The sequence below is a fragment of the Halorientalis brevis genome (assembly GCF_023077655.1).
In genome coordinates this window covers 346,793-363,321 of sequence record NZ_JALLGV010000007.1, presented here as the reverse complement: position 1 = coordinate 363,321, position 16,529 = coordinate 346,793, and the positions used below count along the sequence as shown (strand labels likewise).

The following is a 16,529-nucleotide window of genomic DNA, read 5'->3' as shown; positions in this document are numbered from 1 at the left end:
GTCTAACAGTCAGGGGGTCGAACGGTCACGTTGATGCCCACGGTAGAGTACCTTAATTACGAAGTACTGGACGATCACGGCTGGGACATGTACGACGAGGGGACCTTCGAGGAGGCGGCAGACGCCGGCCTCGACGACGAGGACTACGGTGTTCTCGAGGTCAACGAAGGCGAGTACATCCTCGAAGCCGCCGAGGCACAGGGCTACGACTGGCCCTTCTCGTGCCGCGCCGGCGCCTGTGCGAACTGCGCTGCCATCGTCGTCGAAGGCGAAATCGACATGGACATGCAGCAGATCCTCTCGGACGAAGAGGTCGAAGACAAGAACGTCCGCCTGACCTGCATCGGCAGCCCCGACGCCGACGAGGTCAAGATCGTCTACAACGCAAAGCACCTCGACTACCTGCAGAACCGCGTCATCTAACGCGGTTCTCGCCTTTTCGGGATCGCACATTGCCGCAAACGCTAATGTCTAGCCGCGGCACCGGGCGAACGTGCTCTCGCTTGACCTCGCATCCGAGCTGTCGTCGCTCGGCTCTGCGCCCGATCTGTTGCGCCTTCTCGCCGTCCCCGTGTTCGGGTGGGCCGCCTGGCTCGACATCCGAACGCGGCGCGTCCCCAACCAGACGTGGTTGCCGCTGCTCGTCCTCGGCGTGCTCACGCTCGCCTGGGAGGGGTGGCTCGTCTACACCGGCAGCACGATGACCTACGTCAACGAGGCGCGCTTTCTCTTCCGCGTGCTGTTCAGCGTCGGGTTCATCGTCCCACTAGCCTACGGCTTCTGGTGGCTCGGCGGCTTCGGCGGCGCCGACGCGAAGGGGCTCATCACCCTGGCGCTGCTGTTCCCGACCTACCCGACGTACTTCCTGCCGACGATGGCGTTCCCGCAGGTCGTCCCGACGCTCGGCGTGTTCTCGATGACCGTCCTCTCGAACACGGTCGTCATCGGCATCGCCTACCCGTTCGTGCTGATGGTGCGGAACGCCCTGGGCGGCCACGTCGGGAAGGCGATGTTCGTCGGCCGGCCCATCACCTGGGACGCGGCCACCGAGGAGTACGGCCGCCTCCTGGAGAATCCCGACGGGTTCACGCGCGGCGGCCTCGACCTGGACGCCCTCCGGATGTACCTCCGGTGGCGCGGCGTGACCCTCGCCGAGGTGCGCGAGAACCCCGACCACTACCGTGATCCCACCACGCTTCCCGAGGACCCGAATCCCGCCGGCGACGGGTCGATTCCCGTGACTGACGGGGGCAAATCAGTGAAAGAGGAGCGATCGACGCCCGACGCGGACGGACTGGCCGAGCGGCGGGACCGGGCAGTGATCCCCGAGTTCGAGACCGCAGACGACCCGTGGGGCGCCGAGGCGTTCCTCGACGACATTCCGGGGACGGCCTACGGCACGTCGGCCGAGGAACTCCGCGGTGGGCTGGAGGTGCTGACCACCGAAGACACCGTCTGGCTCACGCCGGGCGTGCCCTTCCTCGTCCCGATGTTCGTCGGTCTGGTGGTCAGCCTAGTGTACGGGGACGTCCTCTACGCACTCATCGGCACCATGGGCTTCTAGGGGACCCGACACAAGACATATCGGCCGGAAGGGAGACAGGAGGGGTATGGACGAAACGGACGTCGAGTTGGCCTTCGACGAGCAGGAACTGTTGCCAGCGGTCGCACAGGACGCCTCGTCGGGGGCGGTGTTGATGCTCGCCTACGTCACCGAGGAGGCAGTCGAGCGAACGCGCGAGACCGGCCTCGCGCACTACTACTCGCGCAGCCGCGACGAACTCTGGCAGAAAGGGGGATCGAGCGGGCACGTTCAGGAGGTCGAGGAGATTCGGGTCGACTGCGACGGCGACGCGCTGCTGTACGTCGTCGAACAGACCGGCGGCGCCTGTCACACTGGCTACGAGTCGTGTTTCTATCGGACCATCGAGGGTGACGTCGTCGGCGAACAGGTGTTCGATCCCGACGACGTCTACGATGAGTGACGACCCGGCGACCGACCGCGACGACGTCGCCGAACTGATCGCTGACCTGGACGCCGCACACGACGCCTACGAGCGGGCGACGGCCCGGGTCGACGAGCGCGACGAGGCACAGCTCCAGCGGATCGCCGACCACTACGAGGAGTTGCAGTCGCTGTTCGACCGCTACGAGGAGGAAGCGACCGGGGACGGCGATTTCAAGGTCTTCATCGAGTTCCAGGAAGCGATGGCGCAGTTCATCGACCACCTGCCCGACGACCTCCCGCATCGCGAGCGGTTCGAGGAGGTCGACGACGTGATGCAACAGCGCCGGCTCACCGAGTCGGACTTCGCGCAGGCACGTGAGATCCTCTCGCCAGTCGCCGACGACGTAGCGCTGCTCACGGAGCGAGACGCCACGAAGAGTCGGTATCGGAAGCTTCGCAAACGAGCGCGCCGGCGCGTGCGCGAACTCGGCGAACAGGTCGACGACCTCGAATCGCTCCAGCGACTGGGGGACGCGGACCTCGACGCGCCCGTCGAGCGCATTCGAGAGCCGATCGAGACTTACAACGACGCCATCGCCGAGGCGTTCAAGACGTTCAAGCGGGAGGCGAGCGCCCGCGACGTGCTGTCGTTCGTCGCGGCGACGACGGCCTTCCCGCTGGTTCCCTATCGGGACCCGCCGCCGGACCTCCGTGAGTACGTCGAGACCGCCGAGGCCGGGACCGAATCGATCACTCAGATCCAGGAGTACGCCGACTACTCGAAATCGAAGCTCGACCACTACGTCGACGACGCCGACGCACTCAAGCGCAACGTCGCGACCAGCCAGACGTACCTCCGACGGCTCGACGCCGGCCCGCTCCAGATCGAGTGGCCGCCGAAGCCGGCCGCGGAACTCCAGTGGCGCATCCGGGAACTGGTCCAGGTCGTCGGCCGGTTCGCAGCCGACGACGTGATCGAACGGCTCCGCGACGTTCGCGACCTGCTCGGCGACGAGGACTTCGAACGGCTGCGCCAGAGCGCCCGCGCCCGCGAGCAACTCACCGAGGAACAGCGAGAGCGCCTCGCGAGCGGTGCCGTCGCCGAGAAACTGGCGAACACGCGGGAGGCCAGAGAACAGTTGGAAGCGACGTTGGCGGAGCTGCCGGACGCGTAGGCGCGTTACGCCCGCGCTTTCGCGTCGGTCATCGCCTCGTGCATCTCTTCTGCGAGGTCGGCCGCACGACCGGGGTCGCTGGACTCGGCGTAGATGCGGACGACCGGTTCCGTGCCGCTCGGGCGGGCGAGCACCCAGCTGTCCCCGTAGTCGAGGCGGTAGCCGTCCGTGGTGTCCAGCGTCGCGCCGGACTCGGTCGCGACGCGTTCGGCAGCGTCGAGCAGTGCGCGGCGCTGGCCGTCGTCCTCGTACTCGATGTCCATCCGGAGCAGGTGGTAGTCGTCGTAGGGGGCGACGATCTCGCTGGCCGGCTGCTCGGCCACGAGTTCGAGGAAGCGCGCGGCGGTGTAGGCGCCGTCGCGCGTCATCCGGTAGTTCGGGAAGATGATGCCGCCGTTGCCCTCGCCGGCGATCGGGACCGACTCCCCTTCGCCCTGGAGGTCGCGGATGCGAGTCATGATGTTCGTGCTGCCGATGGGCGTCAGCGACAGGTCCGCACCGGCGACGTCGGCGACGTCGACCAGCCGCTGGGAGACGTTCACCGCGGAGACGGCCACGTCGCCAGCGTCGAGTTCAGCCGCCGCCAGCGCCGCGAGTGCGGCGTCGCCCTCGACGAACTCGCCGCGTTCGTCGAAGAAGATCGCGCGGTCGGCGTCCCCGTCGTGAGCGATCCCCACGTCGGCGTCGGCCACGCGGACCAGTCGCCCGAGGTCTGCGAGGTTCTCGGCGATCGGTTCGGGATTACGCCCCGGAAAGTGACCGTCCTCTTGGGCGTTGACGGTGACGACCTCACAGCCGAGTTCGCGGAAGAAATCCGGGCTGGTGAGCGCGCCCGCGCCGTGGCCGGGATCGAGCGCGACCGTGAGGTTCCCGTCGGCGATGCGGTCGCGGTCGACTGCGGCCAGGAGTTGGTCGACGTAGGCCCGGCGCGCGTTCTCGACGCGCGTCTCGGCGCCGGTTTCGTCCCACGGGACGGTCGCGTAGTCCTCCGAGAGGAGGCGCTCTTCGACGCGTTCGAGCGTGCCCAGGGAGAGTTCCACACCACTCGCCCCGATGAGTTTCACGCCGTTGTACGCCGGCGGGTTGTGCGAGGCCGTCACCATGAGGCCGGGGACGCTCTCGGCCTCGCAGTAGGCCTGGAGGCCGGGCGTCGGGACGACGCCGAGGCGGTCGACGTCACAGCCGACGCTGGCGAGGCCGCTGGACGCGGAATTGGCCAGCATCTGCCCGGTCGCGCGGGTATCGCGAGCGATCGCTGCGCGGTCGGTGTTCCAGACGGACCCCGCGGCCTGGGCGATGTGGCAGACGAACTCCGGGTTGAGGTACTCGTTTGCCACCCCGCGGACGCCACTCGACCCGAAGATTTCCATCACCAGCGACTCGGCGCGGGACCCCACTAAACTTTTGCAACTTCTCCGCCGTCGACACGGACGTGTCAGTGAAAGAACGGATGTGCGACCGGTATCTCACCCACGTCGTCGAGGGACGACCGGCAACGAGCCGTGCGAGCGACTACTGATCGAGAATTGGTGCTTTCAGATCCGCGACGCGTTCGAGAATCCGCTCCACGTTCGAATCGGCGACGCCGTTCGCCCGCAGTGCCGCTTCGAGGTGGTCGGCCACTGCCCGAAAGTCGCGCTCGTCGAGGTCGAGGTGTGCGTGGGCCTCGCGCATGTCCGCACCCGAGTACTCGACTGGTCCGCCCGTGACCGAACTGATGAACTGAATCTGGTGTGCGCGCAGTTCCGCCATGTCCTGGTCCTCGAAGTAGTGGCTGATACGCTCGTCGGCGAGGACGGCGTCGTAGAAGTCCGAGACGACTGCTTCGACTGCGTCGCGGCCACCGATTTCGCCGTAGATCGATTGAGACATCGTTGCGACAGGACGTTCAAAGAGGAGGCGCAAAACGTTCGTTCCGAACATCTTCGTTCGGCTTTTGACAACACATGACACGTTCGTTGCTGCACGGGGCCGCGGCTCGACGGCGACTGCACTGAGCGCACTCCGTCACGTCCGACGCGGTCATCGCAGGCCCCGCGACCGTTCCCAGGCCCGTAAGAGGCGAGCGAGCGTCCGGTTGACCGGCGCGTTCTCGGCCCGGTCGGCGACGTAGCCGTTGATCGCGTCGACCTCGGTCCGTCGCTCGGCGCGCACGTCCTGGTGCATCGACGACGTGTTCGCCGCCGTCGCGTCGGCGACGGCCTCGACCGCAGCCGCCGCGTCGGCGACCGGGAGATCGACGCCCGCGGCCTGCGCAGCGCGTGCCGCCTCCCGGGCGGCGGCCGTCGCGACAGCGTGCGCCGGCCCGTCCAGCAGCGCACCGTTCTCGACGCGAGCCAGCGCCGTCGTCGCGTTGATGCCCGCGTTGACCGCCAGTTTCTCCCAGAGTCGCCGGGGCATGTCGTCGGCGACGGTCGTCTCAAATCCCGCCCGTTCGAAGGCGTCACCCACCTCGTCTGCTTCCGCCGCAGTACCGCCCTCGGGTGGGCCGAGCGCGATCTCACCCACGCCGGTGCAGGTGACGCGACCTGCCTCGGCCAGCAGTGCGCCGTACGTACACGTGCCGGCGAGCACCGGACAGTCGAGGTGGGCGGCCAGCGTCGCCTCGTTGCCCATGCCGTTCTGGAGCGAGAGCGCCGCTCGCAGGTCACAGTCCGCCAGTGCGCTGGCGGCGGCGGCCGTGTCGTCGGCTTTGACCGTGACGACGGCGAGATCAGCCCGAACGTCGGCCGGCAGCGACGTGACTGCGTCGGGCCGGACGAGAAACTCGAATTCCCCGTCGACGCGGAGGCCGTCGGTGGCGATCGCGTCGACGTGCGGGTCGCGGCCGACGAGCGTCACCTGGTGCTCGCGAGCGAGCAGCCCACCGACGAGCGACCCGAGGCTTCCGGCACCGAAGACGACGACGTCCACGGTGGCCCGTCAGTCCTCGGTCCAGTAATAGATGTCCTCTTTGGGCGCGCCACAGGACGGACAGGCTTCCGGGATGTCCTCGTCGAGTTCGCCCATCTCCCCGCACTCCCAGCAGCGCCACATCAGTTCGGCCTCGCCGAACTCGTGGCCCGACGTGACGTGCTCTTCGGAGAGGCCCTCCATACCCTCCTCCAGGGTCACGTAGAAGCCGTGCTCGTCGAAGCCGCGGATGCGCCCCAGTTCGTTGCCATCCTCGTCGTAGACGGTCTCACCGAACGCGAGCCGGTCTCTCTCGGCAGAATCACTCATATACCGTGCTATTCGGTGGCAAGGGAGATAAAGCTGCTTAGTGGCGTTCTACCGATAGTTTTTCAGTACCCTTGAAGCGAAAGCGGCGGTGCGGTCCCCACCAGCATCCGCGCGCCCGTGGCGCGCGGTTCACTCCGTGCGAGCATCGCGAGCACGGAGCAGTTTTGAGCGTAGATTTTTACGAGGAGAGGTTCCCGCAGCGAGCGCTAGCGAGCGAGGAACCCCGACGAAGTAAAAAGGTACTACATGAAATCGCCGATGCCGCTCTGCTTGTTGTGGTCGTTCTCGAAGATGCGCTCGATGGACTTCTCCAAGATGCGCAGGCGCTGTTTCGTGTACTCGCGAGCGCCGTACTCTTCGGCGACCTGGATCGCGGTGTCGATGTACTTGTTGACCGAGCCGTGATGGACGGTCAGCGTCATGTTGCCGCCACACTCCCGGCAGTCGCCGGTCAAGGGCACCCGCCGGTACTTCTCGCCGCAGTCCAGACAGCGGGTCTCCTGGCGCGAGAACGCGCGCAGATTCCCGATGATGTCCGGGAGGAAGTGGCCCTCGATGACCCGCTCGGCCACGTCGGTCTGGTCGACCGCCCGGAGTTTCCTGGAGAGTTCCAGTTGGGCGTCCATCTTCGTCATCATGTCGTCGAGGGTCTTGTACGCCGACAGATCCGGTCCGAGCGCGATGTTCGAGGTGTCGTGGGTGTGCCGGAAGTCCGTGTACTCGCGGTCGGTGCCGAGGTTCTCCTCGGCGATGGTGATGAGGTCCTCGACCTCCTCGGGGTCGGCCATCTCCCGGGTGGCCTCGTAGAACTTCCGGGGGTACTGGTCGACGATGTCCATGTTGTGGGCCTCGTCGTCGATCTCCGAGGGGTCGATCCGCGAGGACATCACCAGCGGCGCGTCCATAGAGTTGTGGGCGTACAGCCAATTTGCGGTGAAGATCGGCTCGCCGCCGACCTGTAGGTCGTAGAGATGCCCGTCGTAGTCGACGGTTTCGACGGTCTTGACGCGGAGATACGAGAGGTCACCGTCGACGAGTGGCCGCAGTTCCTTGAGCTTCTCCTTGGCGGGTTCGGGAAGGTCACGGGATTCGAGTTCCCGGACGATATCTCGGAGTTTCTCCAGTGAGATGTTCTCCCGACGCAGCAGGTACTTCGGGATCAATTGCTTGACCCCCTCGATGTGCATCTCGCGAATATCCATCAACGCGTCAGGAATAGAGACGACGAGGCTCTTGGGGTAGTACGGGTCCTCGCCGGCAAAGATCCTGTGGAGCGGATTATCGGTTGCGCCACCGGAAACCGTTACGGTATAGATATCCTGTCGGTTCCCCTCACGGTTGGTTTTTGCCGAGACGTTCGCGACCAGCCCCAGCCGGTGGAGCAAAAAGACGATACCGTCTTTGACGTCCTCGCTCGTCGTGTGGAATCCGACCGTCGTCACGTTGCCGTCGGCTGAGTCGCTCCCATCACCCTCGACAAAACCACGGAGGAACGCGATAACAGTATCGCGAGGAGCATTCAGGATGCACTCCGGAACGATCTTTTGACTGGAATTGTAGGAGTCGGCGTCCTCGAAACCGAGTTCGTACAGCACCTCTCGGAATACAGCTGGGAACCTAAGTTCGTACGCACGGTTCGACCAGCGACGGCCGGGTTCGTGGCCGAGCGTCGTCTCGATAATCTCAGCAGCCCGGTCGATCAGTTCCTCGTCGGCGTTATGAATCGCCGGACAGACGCTAGACGTAGTTCCCTCCGCGACGAACAGTCCAAGCAGCCACGCGAAGTCCTCGTCGACCTCGATAGTTCCTGAGATTCCAGCAGACGATCCTTTGAGACCGATCTCCACGTCTCGTGGGACCTGAAAACCAGCAAGATCGAGGATACGCTCGAACCGGTCGTAAGAAATCTTGCTTTTCGAGAGGCGATATGCGAGGCCGGAGTCGAACGCCTGATGTGTTTGGCTCCCCCGTTCGGTCGTCTCCCAAGCCGTCGTCAGCAGATCCTCGACGTGGTCGTCGATAACGACGTACGGTTCGTCGACGCACTCTGTGACATCGATCGTCGTCTGTTCGGTCTCGACATCGAGTTCCCGAGGTGCAACGATAAGGTCGCCCTCTGAGAGATCTGCCCCCGCGACCTCCTCGACACCATCGTCGTATCGGAAGAGGCTATGATGTTTGGTCAATTCGAGCGAACGGCCGAACTGCGTCTCGATTCGGACGAGTTCCTCGTCGGCGCGGTAGCGAATTGCCTTTTCGATCGGCTGGAGCGACGCCTCGTGGTTCTCGTCGAACGCGTAGGTCTGCCAGCCTTCTTCGTAGCAAGTACGCTTCCGGAACTTCCCGTCGACATCCAGCGGCGACTCGAGTTCGTTCCAGAACTCCTCGAAGGTCAGGAACCGGACGTTGTCGTCGGGGTCGACCGCGACGAGTCTGGAGTCTTCGGCAACGCTTCCGCCGCGCTTGTCCGGGAGATACTTTTTGCTGAAGTTGAGGAGGCCATCGAGCAACAACATCACACAGTCCTCGTCGCCGTCGCATTGGCCGACACCGATTCCGTTCGCAACGACTCGGTTCGTGTCCGCGACCGTGAGGCTGTACGTATTTTCGACATCAGACGGGACGAATTCGACCCGTTCTACTATTTCAACGTTCGTCCCGCCGTCAGCGACCGACGGCTTCGAGCAAGCGGTTTCAGAACCCACGCAGCGATCCCCGAACAGCGGGACTGCATCGCCCTCAGCCAACTCGTGTGCCTCGACGTCGCTCGGTCCATCGTCCCACCGCACCATCGAATGGTCCGGCGTGACAGTTATCGTTCGTCCACTACCGGTTTCGATTTCGACCAGGTGGTCCGGTACCGGGTGTTTCGAGACTGCTTCGACTGGTTTTCGCACCCAATTTCCGTCGTCATCGATGGACTGGACGCGAATCTCACCGTCCAGTTCCTGAACGATCGCCCCAAAGTCGTCGACACGTGGATCGTCCAGTCGTCGTTCGACGAACTGTGCGATGGACTGCCGTCGTAGCGTTCCGCTTTCGTCCTCGTATGTGATCTCCGTCTCCGGATGGAAGCAGTTCCGCCGTTTCGCGGCGTGGAAATACGGATGCGCGTACCCGACGGCAGCTGACGTAAATCCGATAACTCGCCCCACCGTCGCCGCGCTCGTGTGTGGTGCCATCCCGAAGACGAGTTCCCCGACGAGTTCCTGGCGGTCCTCCAGGTCGTAGTACGGTTCCAGGCCGTAGTAGCTCTCCAGGAGGTCGTCGACGAAGTCGGCGGTCTTGAGCATGTGCTCGGCCGCGCCGTCCGAGAGGACGATGTCCTGGACCTTGAGTTCGACCAGTTGGTCGTCGTGCTGGAGCGGGTCGCCGTGGATGTCGTACTCGTAGCCCAGCGCGCGGAACTGGTCGGCGGTGACGTCGAGTTCTTCCGGACGAACGGCCGTCACCGGGAGGTCGGTCATGTCGTAGCGGACGGTGCCGTCCTTGAACGAGGAGACGCCGTGTTTCGCCCGCATGATCCCCTTCTCGATGGGTTCGGGCGTCTTCATCTTCGAGGACAGTCCCTTGACGCCCTTGACGATGTCAAAGGCGTTCTCGCGCTCGCCCACGGTTTCGAGGGCCTCGTGGAACTCCTCGCGAATGTTGACCGTCTTCGTCTGCACTGGCGAGGCCATGCTCTCACAGCGGTGACACTCCGCGCGGCCGGAGGGGTCGGGTTCGACCTCGATGTCGCAGTCGCGGCAGATGTAGACGGCGTCGGTAGTGCCGTTGCAGTCCGGACAGCGCGCCTTGTAGGTCTCGGTGCCACACTCGGTACAGCGGCGGCGGCCGACCTGCACTTCGACCTCCCCGAGGGTGCCGTCGATGTCGTCACCGGCCGAGGCCGCCTTGCTCACGTCACGCTGGCTGCCGCCGGCCTCACCGATGGGAAACAGCGTGTGGACGGCCGGCGAGAGGTCGCGCGACATCGATTTCTCGGGCCGGCCCATCCGGTTACCGATGCGGGTGGGCGCACGTTCCCGAATCTCGAAGGGGGCGACCTCGTTGACGGCCTCGATGGCGTTCTCGCCGTCGGCGTACTCGCGGGCCGCCGTCGAGAGGTCCTCGACTGCCCACTCTCGATCCAGTCGCTCGGTAAAGCCCAGCGATCGGACGAGCGGCTTCCAGTCGGGGATGGTCAGTCGGTCCTCGCCGCGGTGGTGTTCGACCAGCAGGTGTTCGAGGATCGTCGCCACCTCGGCGTCGTCCTGCCGGGGGACGACGAGGTCACCGTCACCTGTGGTACCTGCGTCACCCGACAGGGCTGCGCCGTCTGTTTCTGCAACACGGGCGTCCTCCATCGCGTCCGCCAGCGTCTCGAACTGATCGACGGAGACGTCGTGCCAGCAGTAGGTGTACTTCGGGTGCAGGGGCGCATCGTACGCGACGGCCCACTCGATGGCTTCCTCTGCAGAGGGATCGTCGAGATCGACGGCGACCGAATCGCGCATCGCCTGTACGTCGGCGCCGCTCGCCTCGAAGTCCTGTTCCCACCACTCGATGGTGTAGCTGGCTGGAGCCAGTGGATGATTGTTCTCGACGAACTCCCCGTAGTTCACCAGGTACTCGCCGAGGTCAAGTATCTTCTCGACGCCGTTCCGGACTTCCAGCGCCTCTGCGGGGTCGTCGATGCGCCGGACGTCGCCGTTGGCGAGTCTCACCGTGGGCCCTTCGATGCTATCGACGGGGACGACGCCCGCGGCCTTCCCGGGGCGCTCAGTTTTAATCTGGGTCCCGGTCGCGAGGAAATCGTCGACGAGGTGCATCGTCGCGGGGTGGACGCCCGCCGTCGCGAAGCCGTGGTTCCGTGCGCGGCCGTAGCGGAGTCGAAACCCGCCGGGTTCGCACGGATGGGTGAACACCGGGCGACCGGCAATCAGGTCCCGGAGGAACTTCGTGGACTCCTCGACGCGGGGCGGGCCAGCGGGTTCTGACTCCTCCTCGTCGTCGGCGTCGTCGCCGTCGGCCGCCTCCTCGTCACCGTCGCCTTCTGCTTCGTCACCACTGTCGTCCTTCCCGATGGTCCCGTCGATGAGGTCCTGGAGCCAGGGCCAGTCGACCTCGTCGAGATTGCGCGTGTAGCGCTGGATCTTGGGGGCCTTGAGCGCGATCCCCTCTGCGAGGACGAGACACATCCCGCCGCGGGCGGAGTTCGAGTCGACGCGTTCGAGGTCCCGATAGCCCGAGACCTCCTCGTCGCCCGTGGCCTCGCCGTCGAGCATGATGGGCATGTTCTCGGCGATGAACTTCGTCTCCTTCTCCTTGGGCGAGTACTGGAGCCCGGTGTCCTTGTCGTACAGTTCGATCTCTTCTGCGTAGCGGCCGATCTCGTCGTCGCGAGCCTTGTACTCGTCCATGCCCAGCAGCGTCCGGGCGTAGTCGGCTACCAGGACGGACAGCGCCTGCGCAGTGCCTCCCGCAGACCGGATCGGACCGGCGTAGTAGACGTTGACGAACTCGGAGCCGTCGTCGTTCTGGAGGACTTCGACGCGGTCGATTCCCTCGATGGGGGCGGCGACGACACCCTCAGTGAGGAGCGCGACCGCAGTGCGGACCGCGCCCTCCACCTTCTCGACGTCGGTGTCGTAGTCGCCGACGGTGCCCTCGACGAAGTCCTCGACGAGTTCCAGGGCCGCCTCCTCGCGGCTCATCTCGCCTTCTAACTCGCGGACGCGCTCGGCGACGCCGTCGATGCCCAGAATGTTCTCGACGCGGTCGGCCATGTCGCGGGCGGTCGGGATCTCCACGTCTTTCGTGGGGTCGCCGCCGCGCTCGCGGGCCGCCGTCGCCACGTCGAACGCATCGTCGAGTTCGGCTTCGAGCCGCTCGAAGTACTGTTCGTCCTCCTCGCGCATCTACAGGGGCCAGAGGTCCAGGTCGGTGGTCTCGTCGTGTTCGCGGTCCAGTTCCGCGTCGAACTCCCGAACGTACAGTTCGCCGGCGAAGGTCGTCGCTTCGTCCAGGTGACCGGCGACGACGCTACCGTCCTCGCGCGAGAGCGTCATGTGGGTGTGCGCGAAGCGGTCCTCGTAGAGCCAGGAGATGTTCCCGACCGCGGGGACGACCTCGAACGGCTCGTCGAACTCGACGTCGTAGTACTCCTGGTCGTCCTGGTCGTAGAACATGAGGGTGGCGTCCTGCACCGCGCCGAGGCCGATGAAGAAGGCCGCGTCGATGCCCTCCTCGTCGGCGAAGTCCTCGATCTGTTCGCGCCAGCCCCGACCGTGTTCCAGTCGAGCGACGTACTCCCGAGCACCCTCGACTTCGCGATAATCCATATCGACCTGAACGAACCGGTCGCTCAAAAATCTTGACTGTTGGCGGCCGTCCCCGATCGAGTCACCGACCGGTCGAAGAGAAACGAGGGCCGAGAGCCCGAGACGCAGTCAGCACCACGCGTTGAGGCCTTTCGCGTCCGTCAGTGCGACCGTCATCCAGGAGTCGTCCTGGCTCGGGTCCGCGAGGACGAACTGGTCGACCTCGCCGCTGTCGACCGAACCCATGACTTCACACTGCGCGACTTCTTCCGTGATGGCTGCGTCGGGCGCCATGTGTGTTACTGTTACACACCCACATATAAACGTGCCGAATTCGTGCCAAGTATCCACATATGGCAAGGGAACTGTACGCATACATAGCGCAACGGACACTCCCGAGAGCTCGAGCGAGCAGTGAGGAAGACGCCGCCTGGACGGTAAGAACCAGCAATCACCGGCAGAGAGCGTCGACGGCGACGCACGCGGCGGCCGGTGAGTCCGTCGTGACGGGGCACAGAGCCCGAACGCGAGGACGGAAAAGGTCGGTTGGCGGGCCAAGTCCGCGGCGAGCAAACCCGTCGGCCGGAAGCCGACCAATGTGCAAGGACTTTGTAGGAGCAGACAGGAGTTAGGGGCAATATGAAGGTCGCAGACGCCATGACGCCGCGTTCCGAGGTCGTCACCGTGGAGATTCCGGGGACCCGGGACGACGTGCTCGAGTACCTCCAGGAGCGGGCGTTCTCGTCGGTGCCAGTGATCAAACAGACGGACGCTGGCGAAGAGTTCCGCGGCATCGTCTCCCGCGACGCCCTGATCGAACAGCCGGACGAAGACCAGCTCGCCCTGCTGGTCGAAGAAGTCCCGACCACGACCGCCGACACCGACATCACCGAGGTCGCGAAGCTGATGGTGGACGAACACGCCCGTCGGGTCCCGGTCGTCGACGGCAAACTCGAAGGCATCGTCACCATCACCGACGTCGTCCACGCGATCGCGACGGGTGACGTCGACGGGGAGACCGAACTGGGCGACCTGGCCACGCGCGAGGTCAACTGCGTCTACGTCGAGACGCCGCTGCCGGTCGCCGAACAGGAACTGTCCCACGCGGACGTCCCCTACGGCGTCGTCCTCGACGAGGACGGCGAGATGTGCGGGATGATCACCGAGGTCGACATCTTAGACGTCGCCCGCGTCGTCGAGGGCGAGGACGACACCGGCGAGTCCATCGCCGACGAGGACGACGACTGGAAGTGGGAGTCGGTCAAGGCCGTCGGCAACAGCTACATGCCGACCCGCAACGTCGAGATTCCGGCCCGGCCGGTCCGTGAGTTCATGACCGATGGCCTCATCACCGTCTCGAAGCGCCGGACCGCACAGGACGCCGCCCAGAAGATGATCGACAACGACATCGAACAGATTCCGCTGGTCGGCGGCGACACGCTCACCGGCATCGTCCAGGACATCGACCTACTGCGAGCGCTATGACAGACGACACAGCGAGACTGACGGAACTGGCGAAACGCCGGGGCTTTTTCTTCCAGTCCAGCGAGGCCTACGGCGGCGTCGCGGGCTTCTACGTCTACGGCCCCGAAGGTGCAACGCTCAAGGAGAACGTCCAGGACGCCTGGCGCGATCGGTTCGTCCGCCGCGAGGGCCACATGGAGATCGAATCGCCCAACGTGATGCCCGAACCCGTCTTCGAGGCGTCGGGCCATCTGGACGGCTTCGACGACATGATCATCGAGTGCCCCGAGTGCGGGACCTCCCACCGCGCGGACCACCTCGTCGAGGACAACACCGACATCGAGGAAGCGGAATCCATCCCGATCCCCGAGGTCGAGGACATCATCGCCGAGGAAGACCTGGTCTGTCCGACCTGTGGCACCGAACTCGCCGGCGAGTCGGTCGACGACTTCAACCTCATGTTCGAGACGAACATCGGTCCCGGCAGCTCCTCGCCGGGCTACCTCCGCCCGGAGACCGCCCAGGGCATGTTCGTGGAGTTCCCGCGACTCAAGGAGTACGCCCGCGGACAGCTCCCGTTCGGCGTCGCGCAGGTCGGCGCGGCCTACCGCAACGAGATCAGCCCCCGGAAGGGCCTGATCCGACTGCGCGAGTTCGCGCAAGCAGAGCTAGAGCACTTCATCGACCCCGAGACCGACGAACCGCCGCTCTCGCAGGTCGAGGACGTCGAGGTGACGCTGTACTCGGCCGCCGCGCAGGCCGACGACGACGGCGAGCCGACGTCGATGACCATCGGGGACGCCGTCGCCGAGGACGTCATCGCCAGCGACTGGGTGGCCTACTACCTGGGCGTCGCCAAGGACTGGTACGCACGCATCGGCGTGGACATGGACCGGTTCCGCTACCGCCAGCACAACGAGGGGGAACTCGCCCACTACGCGGCGGACTGCTGGGACGCCGAAGCCGAGATCGGCGGCGACTGGATCGAGATCACCGGCTTCGCCTACCGGGGCGACTACGACCTCTCGAAACACGGCGAGTACGCAGACGAGGACTTCACCGTCTTCAAACAGTACGACGATCCCATTACTGTGGAGCGCGCCACCGTCGATCCGGACATGAGCTACCTCGGGCCGGAGTTCGGCGGCGACGCCGCTGCCGTGGCCGACGCGCTCGAAGCCCTGGCCGAACGCGACCGGGCTGCCTTCGAGGGCGACGAGGTCACCGTCGAGGTCGACGGCGACGAGAAGACGGTTCCAGTGGAAAAGACGGGGTTCGGCGTCGAGGAAGTGACCGAATCGGGCGAGCACATCACGCCTCACGTCGTCGAGCCGTCCTTCGGCGTCGATCGGTTGGTGTACACCGTCCTGGCGCACAGCTACCGCGAGGACGAGGTCAGCGAAGAAGAGAGCGAGACCGACGACGAGGACGAAGAGCGGACGGTGCTCTCGCTGCCGCCGGAAGTCGCGCCCAAGACCGTCGCGGTCTTCCCGCTGATGGCGAAGGACGGTCTGGGCGAGCGGGCACGCGAGGTCGCTGACGAGTTGCGCGCGGCCGGGTTCGAGGTCGCCTACGACGAATCGGGGTCGATCGGTCGACGCTACCGCAGACAGGACGAGGTGGGGACGCCCTTCTGCGTGACCGTCGACTACGACACGCTCGAAGACGACACCGTCACGGTTCGGGACCGTGACTCGACGGCACAAGCGAGGGTGGGGATCGGGGATCTAGCAGCGCAGTTGCGGGCGCTCCGTGCAGGTGAGACGTCCGTCGCCGATCTCTAATGGCCAACGAGATCGCCCGCAAACTGGTCCACGCCAGTGGTGCGGGGATTCCGGCGCTGTACCTGTTGAACCAGCGGTTCATCCACTCGCCGTATCTCACGTGGGAGTCCATCCGCTACGTTCTCGCCGCAGGCGTCGCTATCACCGTCGTTCTAGAGATCGTTCGCCTGGGTTTCGGGTGGAACTGGATCGTCTTCGAGAAGCTCACCCGGGAGTACGAACAGGACAGCGTCGCCGGCTACGCGATGTACGTGTTCAGCGGGTCGCTGACGGGCATCGTCTTCGAGCCGCGGATCGCGATTCCGGCGATTCTGATGCTCACGCTCGCCGATCCGATCAGCGGGCAGCTCAGTGCCGACGAACTGCGCACGATCAAGCGACCGCTCGTGCTCGTGACGATGTTCGGCGTCTGCACGCTCATCGCGTCGATCTGGGTGCCGCTGCCGGCGGCGATCCTGGGCGGCCTCGCGGCGATGGTCGCCGACGGCGTCAAGCCCATCGTCCACGGCTTCGTCGTCGACGACAACCTGACGATTCCGATCTACGCGGCCGTCGCGATGACCGTCGGGCTGCTGTATCTCCCCGCAGTCACGTTCTGATTACTTTCGCCGCGGTACGCGAACCCTTAACCGGG

At 65.3% G+C, this 16,529-nt stretch carries 14 protein-coding genes; 7 read left to right on the top strand and 7 right to left on the bottom strand.

Going from position 1 to position 16,529, the window contains the following annotated elements; translation table 11 throughout:
- Positions 1 to 33 precede the first annotated feature (33 nt).
- From fer to MU553_RS17285, 4 genes are all read left to right on the top strand, one after another.
- On the top strand, positions 34 to 423 hold the full coding sequence (fer, locus tag MU553_RS17300) for a ferredoxin Fer (RefSeq protein ID WP_247379820.1): 390 nt from the start codon (positions 34 to 36) through the stop codon (positions 421 to 423).
- Between the two features lie 70 nt (positions 424 to 493).
- Positions 494 to 1,564 carry an A24 family peptidase gene (locus tag MU553_RS17295; protein WP_247379817.1) on the top strand — a complete coding sequence of 357 codons (1,071 nt, stop codon included), beginning with the start codon at positions 494 to 496 and terminating at the stop codon, positions 1,562 to 1,564.
- A gap of 46 nt (positions 1,565 to 1,610) precedes the next feature.
- Positions 1,611 to 1,985, top strand: coding sequence for a phosphoribosyl-AMP cyclohydrolase (gene hisI / locus MU553_RS17290; RefSeq protein ID WP_247379815.1), 375 nt, complete (start codon positions 1,611 to 1,613; stop codon positions 1,983 to 1,985).
- On the top strand, positions 1,978 to 3,123 hold the full coding sequence (locus MU553_RS17285; protein ID WP_247379813.1) for a DUF7118 family protein: 1,146 nt from the start codon (positions 1,978 to 1,980) through the stop codon (positions 3,121 to 3,123). Before hisI ends, MU553_RS17285 begins: the two co-directional genes overlap by 8 nt.
- A 5-nt stretch (positions 3,124 to 3,128) precedes the next feature.
- Here the strand turns inward: MU553_RS17285 and glmM are convergent, their stop codons facing one another.
- The 7 genes from glmM to MU553_RS17250 form a co-directional block, all read right to left on the bottom strand.
- Positions 3,129 to 4,493: a phosphoglucosamine mutase gene (gene glmM, locus MU553_RS17280; protein WP_247379810.1), complete on the bottom strand. Its 1,365-nt coding sequence runs from the start codon at positions 4,491 to 4,493 to the stop codon at positions 3,129 to 3,131.
- Between the two features lie 142 nt (positions 4,494 to 4,635).
- Complete coding sequence (locus MU553_RS17275) at positions 4,636 to 4,995, bottom strand: group I truncated hemoglobin (protein WP_247379808.1); 360 nt, start codon at positions 4,993 to 4,995, stop codon at positions 4,636 to 4,638.
- Positions 4,996 to 5,145: 150 nt separating this feature from the next.
- Positions 5,146 to 6,036 carry a ketopantoate reductase family protein gene (locus tag MU553_RS17270; protein ID WP_247379806.1) on the bottom strand — a complete coding sequence of 297 codons (891 nt, stop codon included), beginning with the start codon at positions 6,034 to 6,036 and terminating at the stop codon, positions 5,146 to 5,148.
- A gap of 9 nt (positions 6,037 to 6,045) precedes the next feature.
- Positions 6,046 to 6,345, bottom strand: coding sequence for a DUF7130 family rubredoxin-like protein (locus tag MU553_RS17265; RefSeq protein ID WP_247379803.1), 300 nt, complete (start codon positions 6,343 to 6,345; stop codon positions 6,046 to 6,048).
- A 242-nt stretch (positions 6,346 to 6,587) separates the two neighbouring features.
- Positions 6,588 to 12,245, bottom strand: a complete 5,658-nt coding sequence (locus tag MU553_RS17260; protein ID WP_247379791.1) for a DNA polymerase II large subunit — start codon at positions 12,243 to 12,245, stop codon at positions 6,588 to 6,590.
- Positions 12,246 to 12,668 (bottom strand): PPC domain-containing DNA-binding protein, encoded by a 423-nt coding sequence (locus tag MU553_RS17255; RefSeq protein ID WP_247379788.1) that lies wholly within the window; start codon positions 12,666 to 12,668, stop codon positions 12,246 to 12,248.
- A 108-nt stretch (positions 12,669 to 12,776) separates the two neighbouring features.
- Complete coding sequence (locus MU553_RS17250) at positions 12,777 to 12,941, bottom strand: DUF7556 family protein (RefSeq protein ID WP_247379786.1); 165 nt, start codon at positions 12,939 to 12,941, stop codon at positions 12,777 to 12,779.
- Between the two features lie 345 nt (positions 12,942 to 13,286).
- Here MU553_RS17250 and MU553_RS17245 point away from each other — a divergent pair, with 345 nt between their 5' ends.
- The 3 genes from MU553_RS17245 to MU553_RS17235 are packed head-to-tail and all read left to right on the top strand — an operon-like array spanning position 13,287 to position 16,494.
- Positions 13,287 to 14,132: a CBS domain-containing protein gene (locus tag MU553_RS17245; RefSeq protein WP_247379783.1), complete on the top strand. Its 846-nt coding sequence runs from the start codon at positions 13,287 to 13,289 to the stop codon at positions 14,130 to 14,132.
- Complete coding sequence (gene glyS, locus MU553_RS17240; RefSeq protein WP_247379781.1) at positions 14,129 to 15,895, top strand: glycine--tRNA ligase; 1,767 nt, start codon at positions 14,129 to 14,131, stop codon at positions 15,893 to 15,895. Before MU553_RS17245 ends, glyS begins: the two co-directional genes overlap by 4 nt.
- Entirely contained in the window at positions 15,895 to 16,494 is a 600-nt protein-coding gene (locus MU553_RS17235; RefSeq protein ID WP_247379779.1) for a diacylglycerol/polyprenol kinase family protein, read from the top strand. The genes glyS and MU553_RS17235 overlap by 1 nt, the downstream gene beginning before the upstream one ends.
- The last annotated feature ends 35 nt before the right edge of the window (positions 16,495 to 16,529 follow it).

Bases quoted from the DNA above. Each gene is read 5' to 3' on its own strand.
- fer (WP_247379820.1), top strand. From the start codon at position 34: ATGCCCACGGTAGAGTACCTTAATTACGAAGTACTGGACGATCACGGC.
- hisI (WP_247379815.1), top strand. From the start codon at position 1,611: ATGGACGAAACGGACGTCGAGTTGGCCTTCGACGAGCAGGAACTGTTG.
- MU553_RS17285 (WP_247379813.1), top strand. From the start codon at position 1,978: ATGAGTGACGACCCGGCGACCGACCGCGACGACGTCGCCGAACTGATC.
- glmM (WP_247379810.1), bottom strand. From the start codon at position 4,493: ATGGAAATCTTCGGGTCGAGTGGCGTCCGCGGGGTGGCAAACGAGTAC.
- MU553_RS17275 (WP_247379808.1), bottom strand. From the start codon at position 4,995: ATGTCTCAATCGATCTACGGCGAAATCGGTGGCCGCGACGCAGTCGAA.
- MU553_RS17265 (WP_247379803.1), bottom strand. From the start codon at position 6,345: ATGAGTGATTCTGCCGAGAGAGACCGGCTCGCGTTCGGTGAGACCGTC.
- MU553_RS17260 (WP_247379791.1), bottom strand. From the start codon at position 12,245: ATGCGCGAGGAGGACGAACAGTACTTCGAGCGGCTCGAAGCCGAACTC.
- MU553_RS17255 (WP_247379788.1), bottom strand. From the start codon at position 12,668: ATGGATTATCGCGAAGTCGAGGGTGCTCGGGAGTACGTCGCTCGACTG.
- MU553_RS17250 (WP_247379786.1), bottom strand. From the start codon at position 12,941: ATGGCGCCCGACGCAGCCATCACGGAAGAAGTCGCGCAGTGTGAAGTC.
- MU553_RS17245 (WP_247379783.1), top strand. From the start codon at position 13,287: ATGAAGGTCGCAGACGCCATGACGCCGCGTTCCGAGGTCGTCACCGTG.
- glyS (WP_247379781.1), top strand. From the start codon at position 14,129: ATGACAGACGACACAGCGAGACTGACGGAACTGGCGAAACGCCGGGGC.
- MU553_RS17235 (WP_247379779.1), top strand. From the start codon at position 15,895: ATGGCCAACGAGATCGCCCGCAAACTGGTCCACGCCAGTGGTGCGGGG.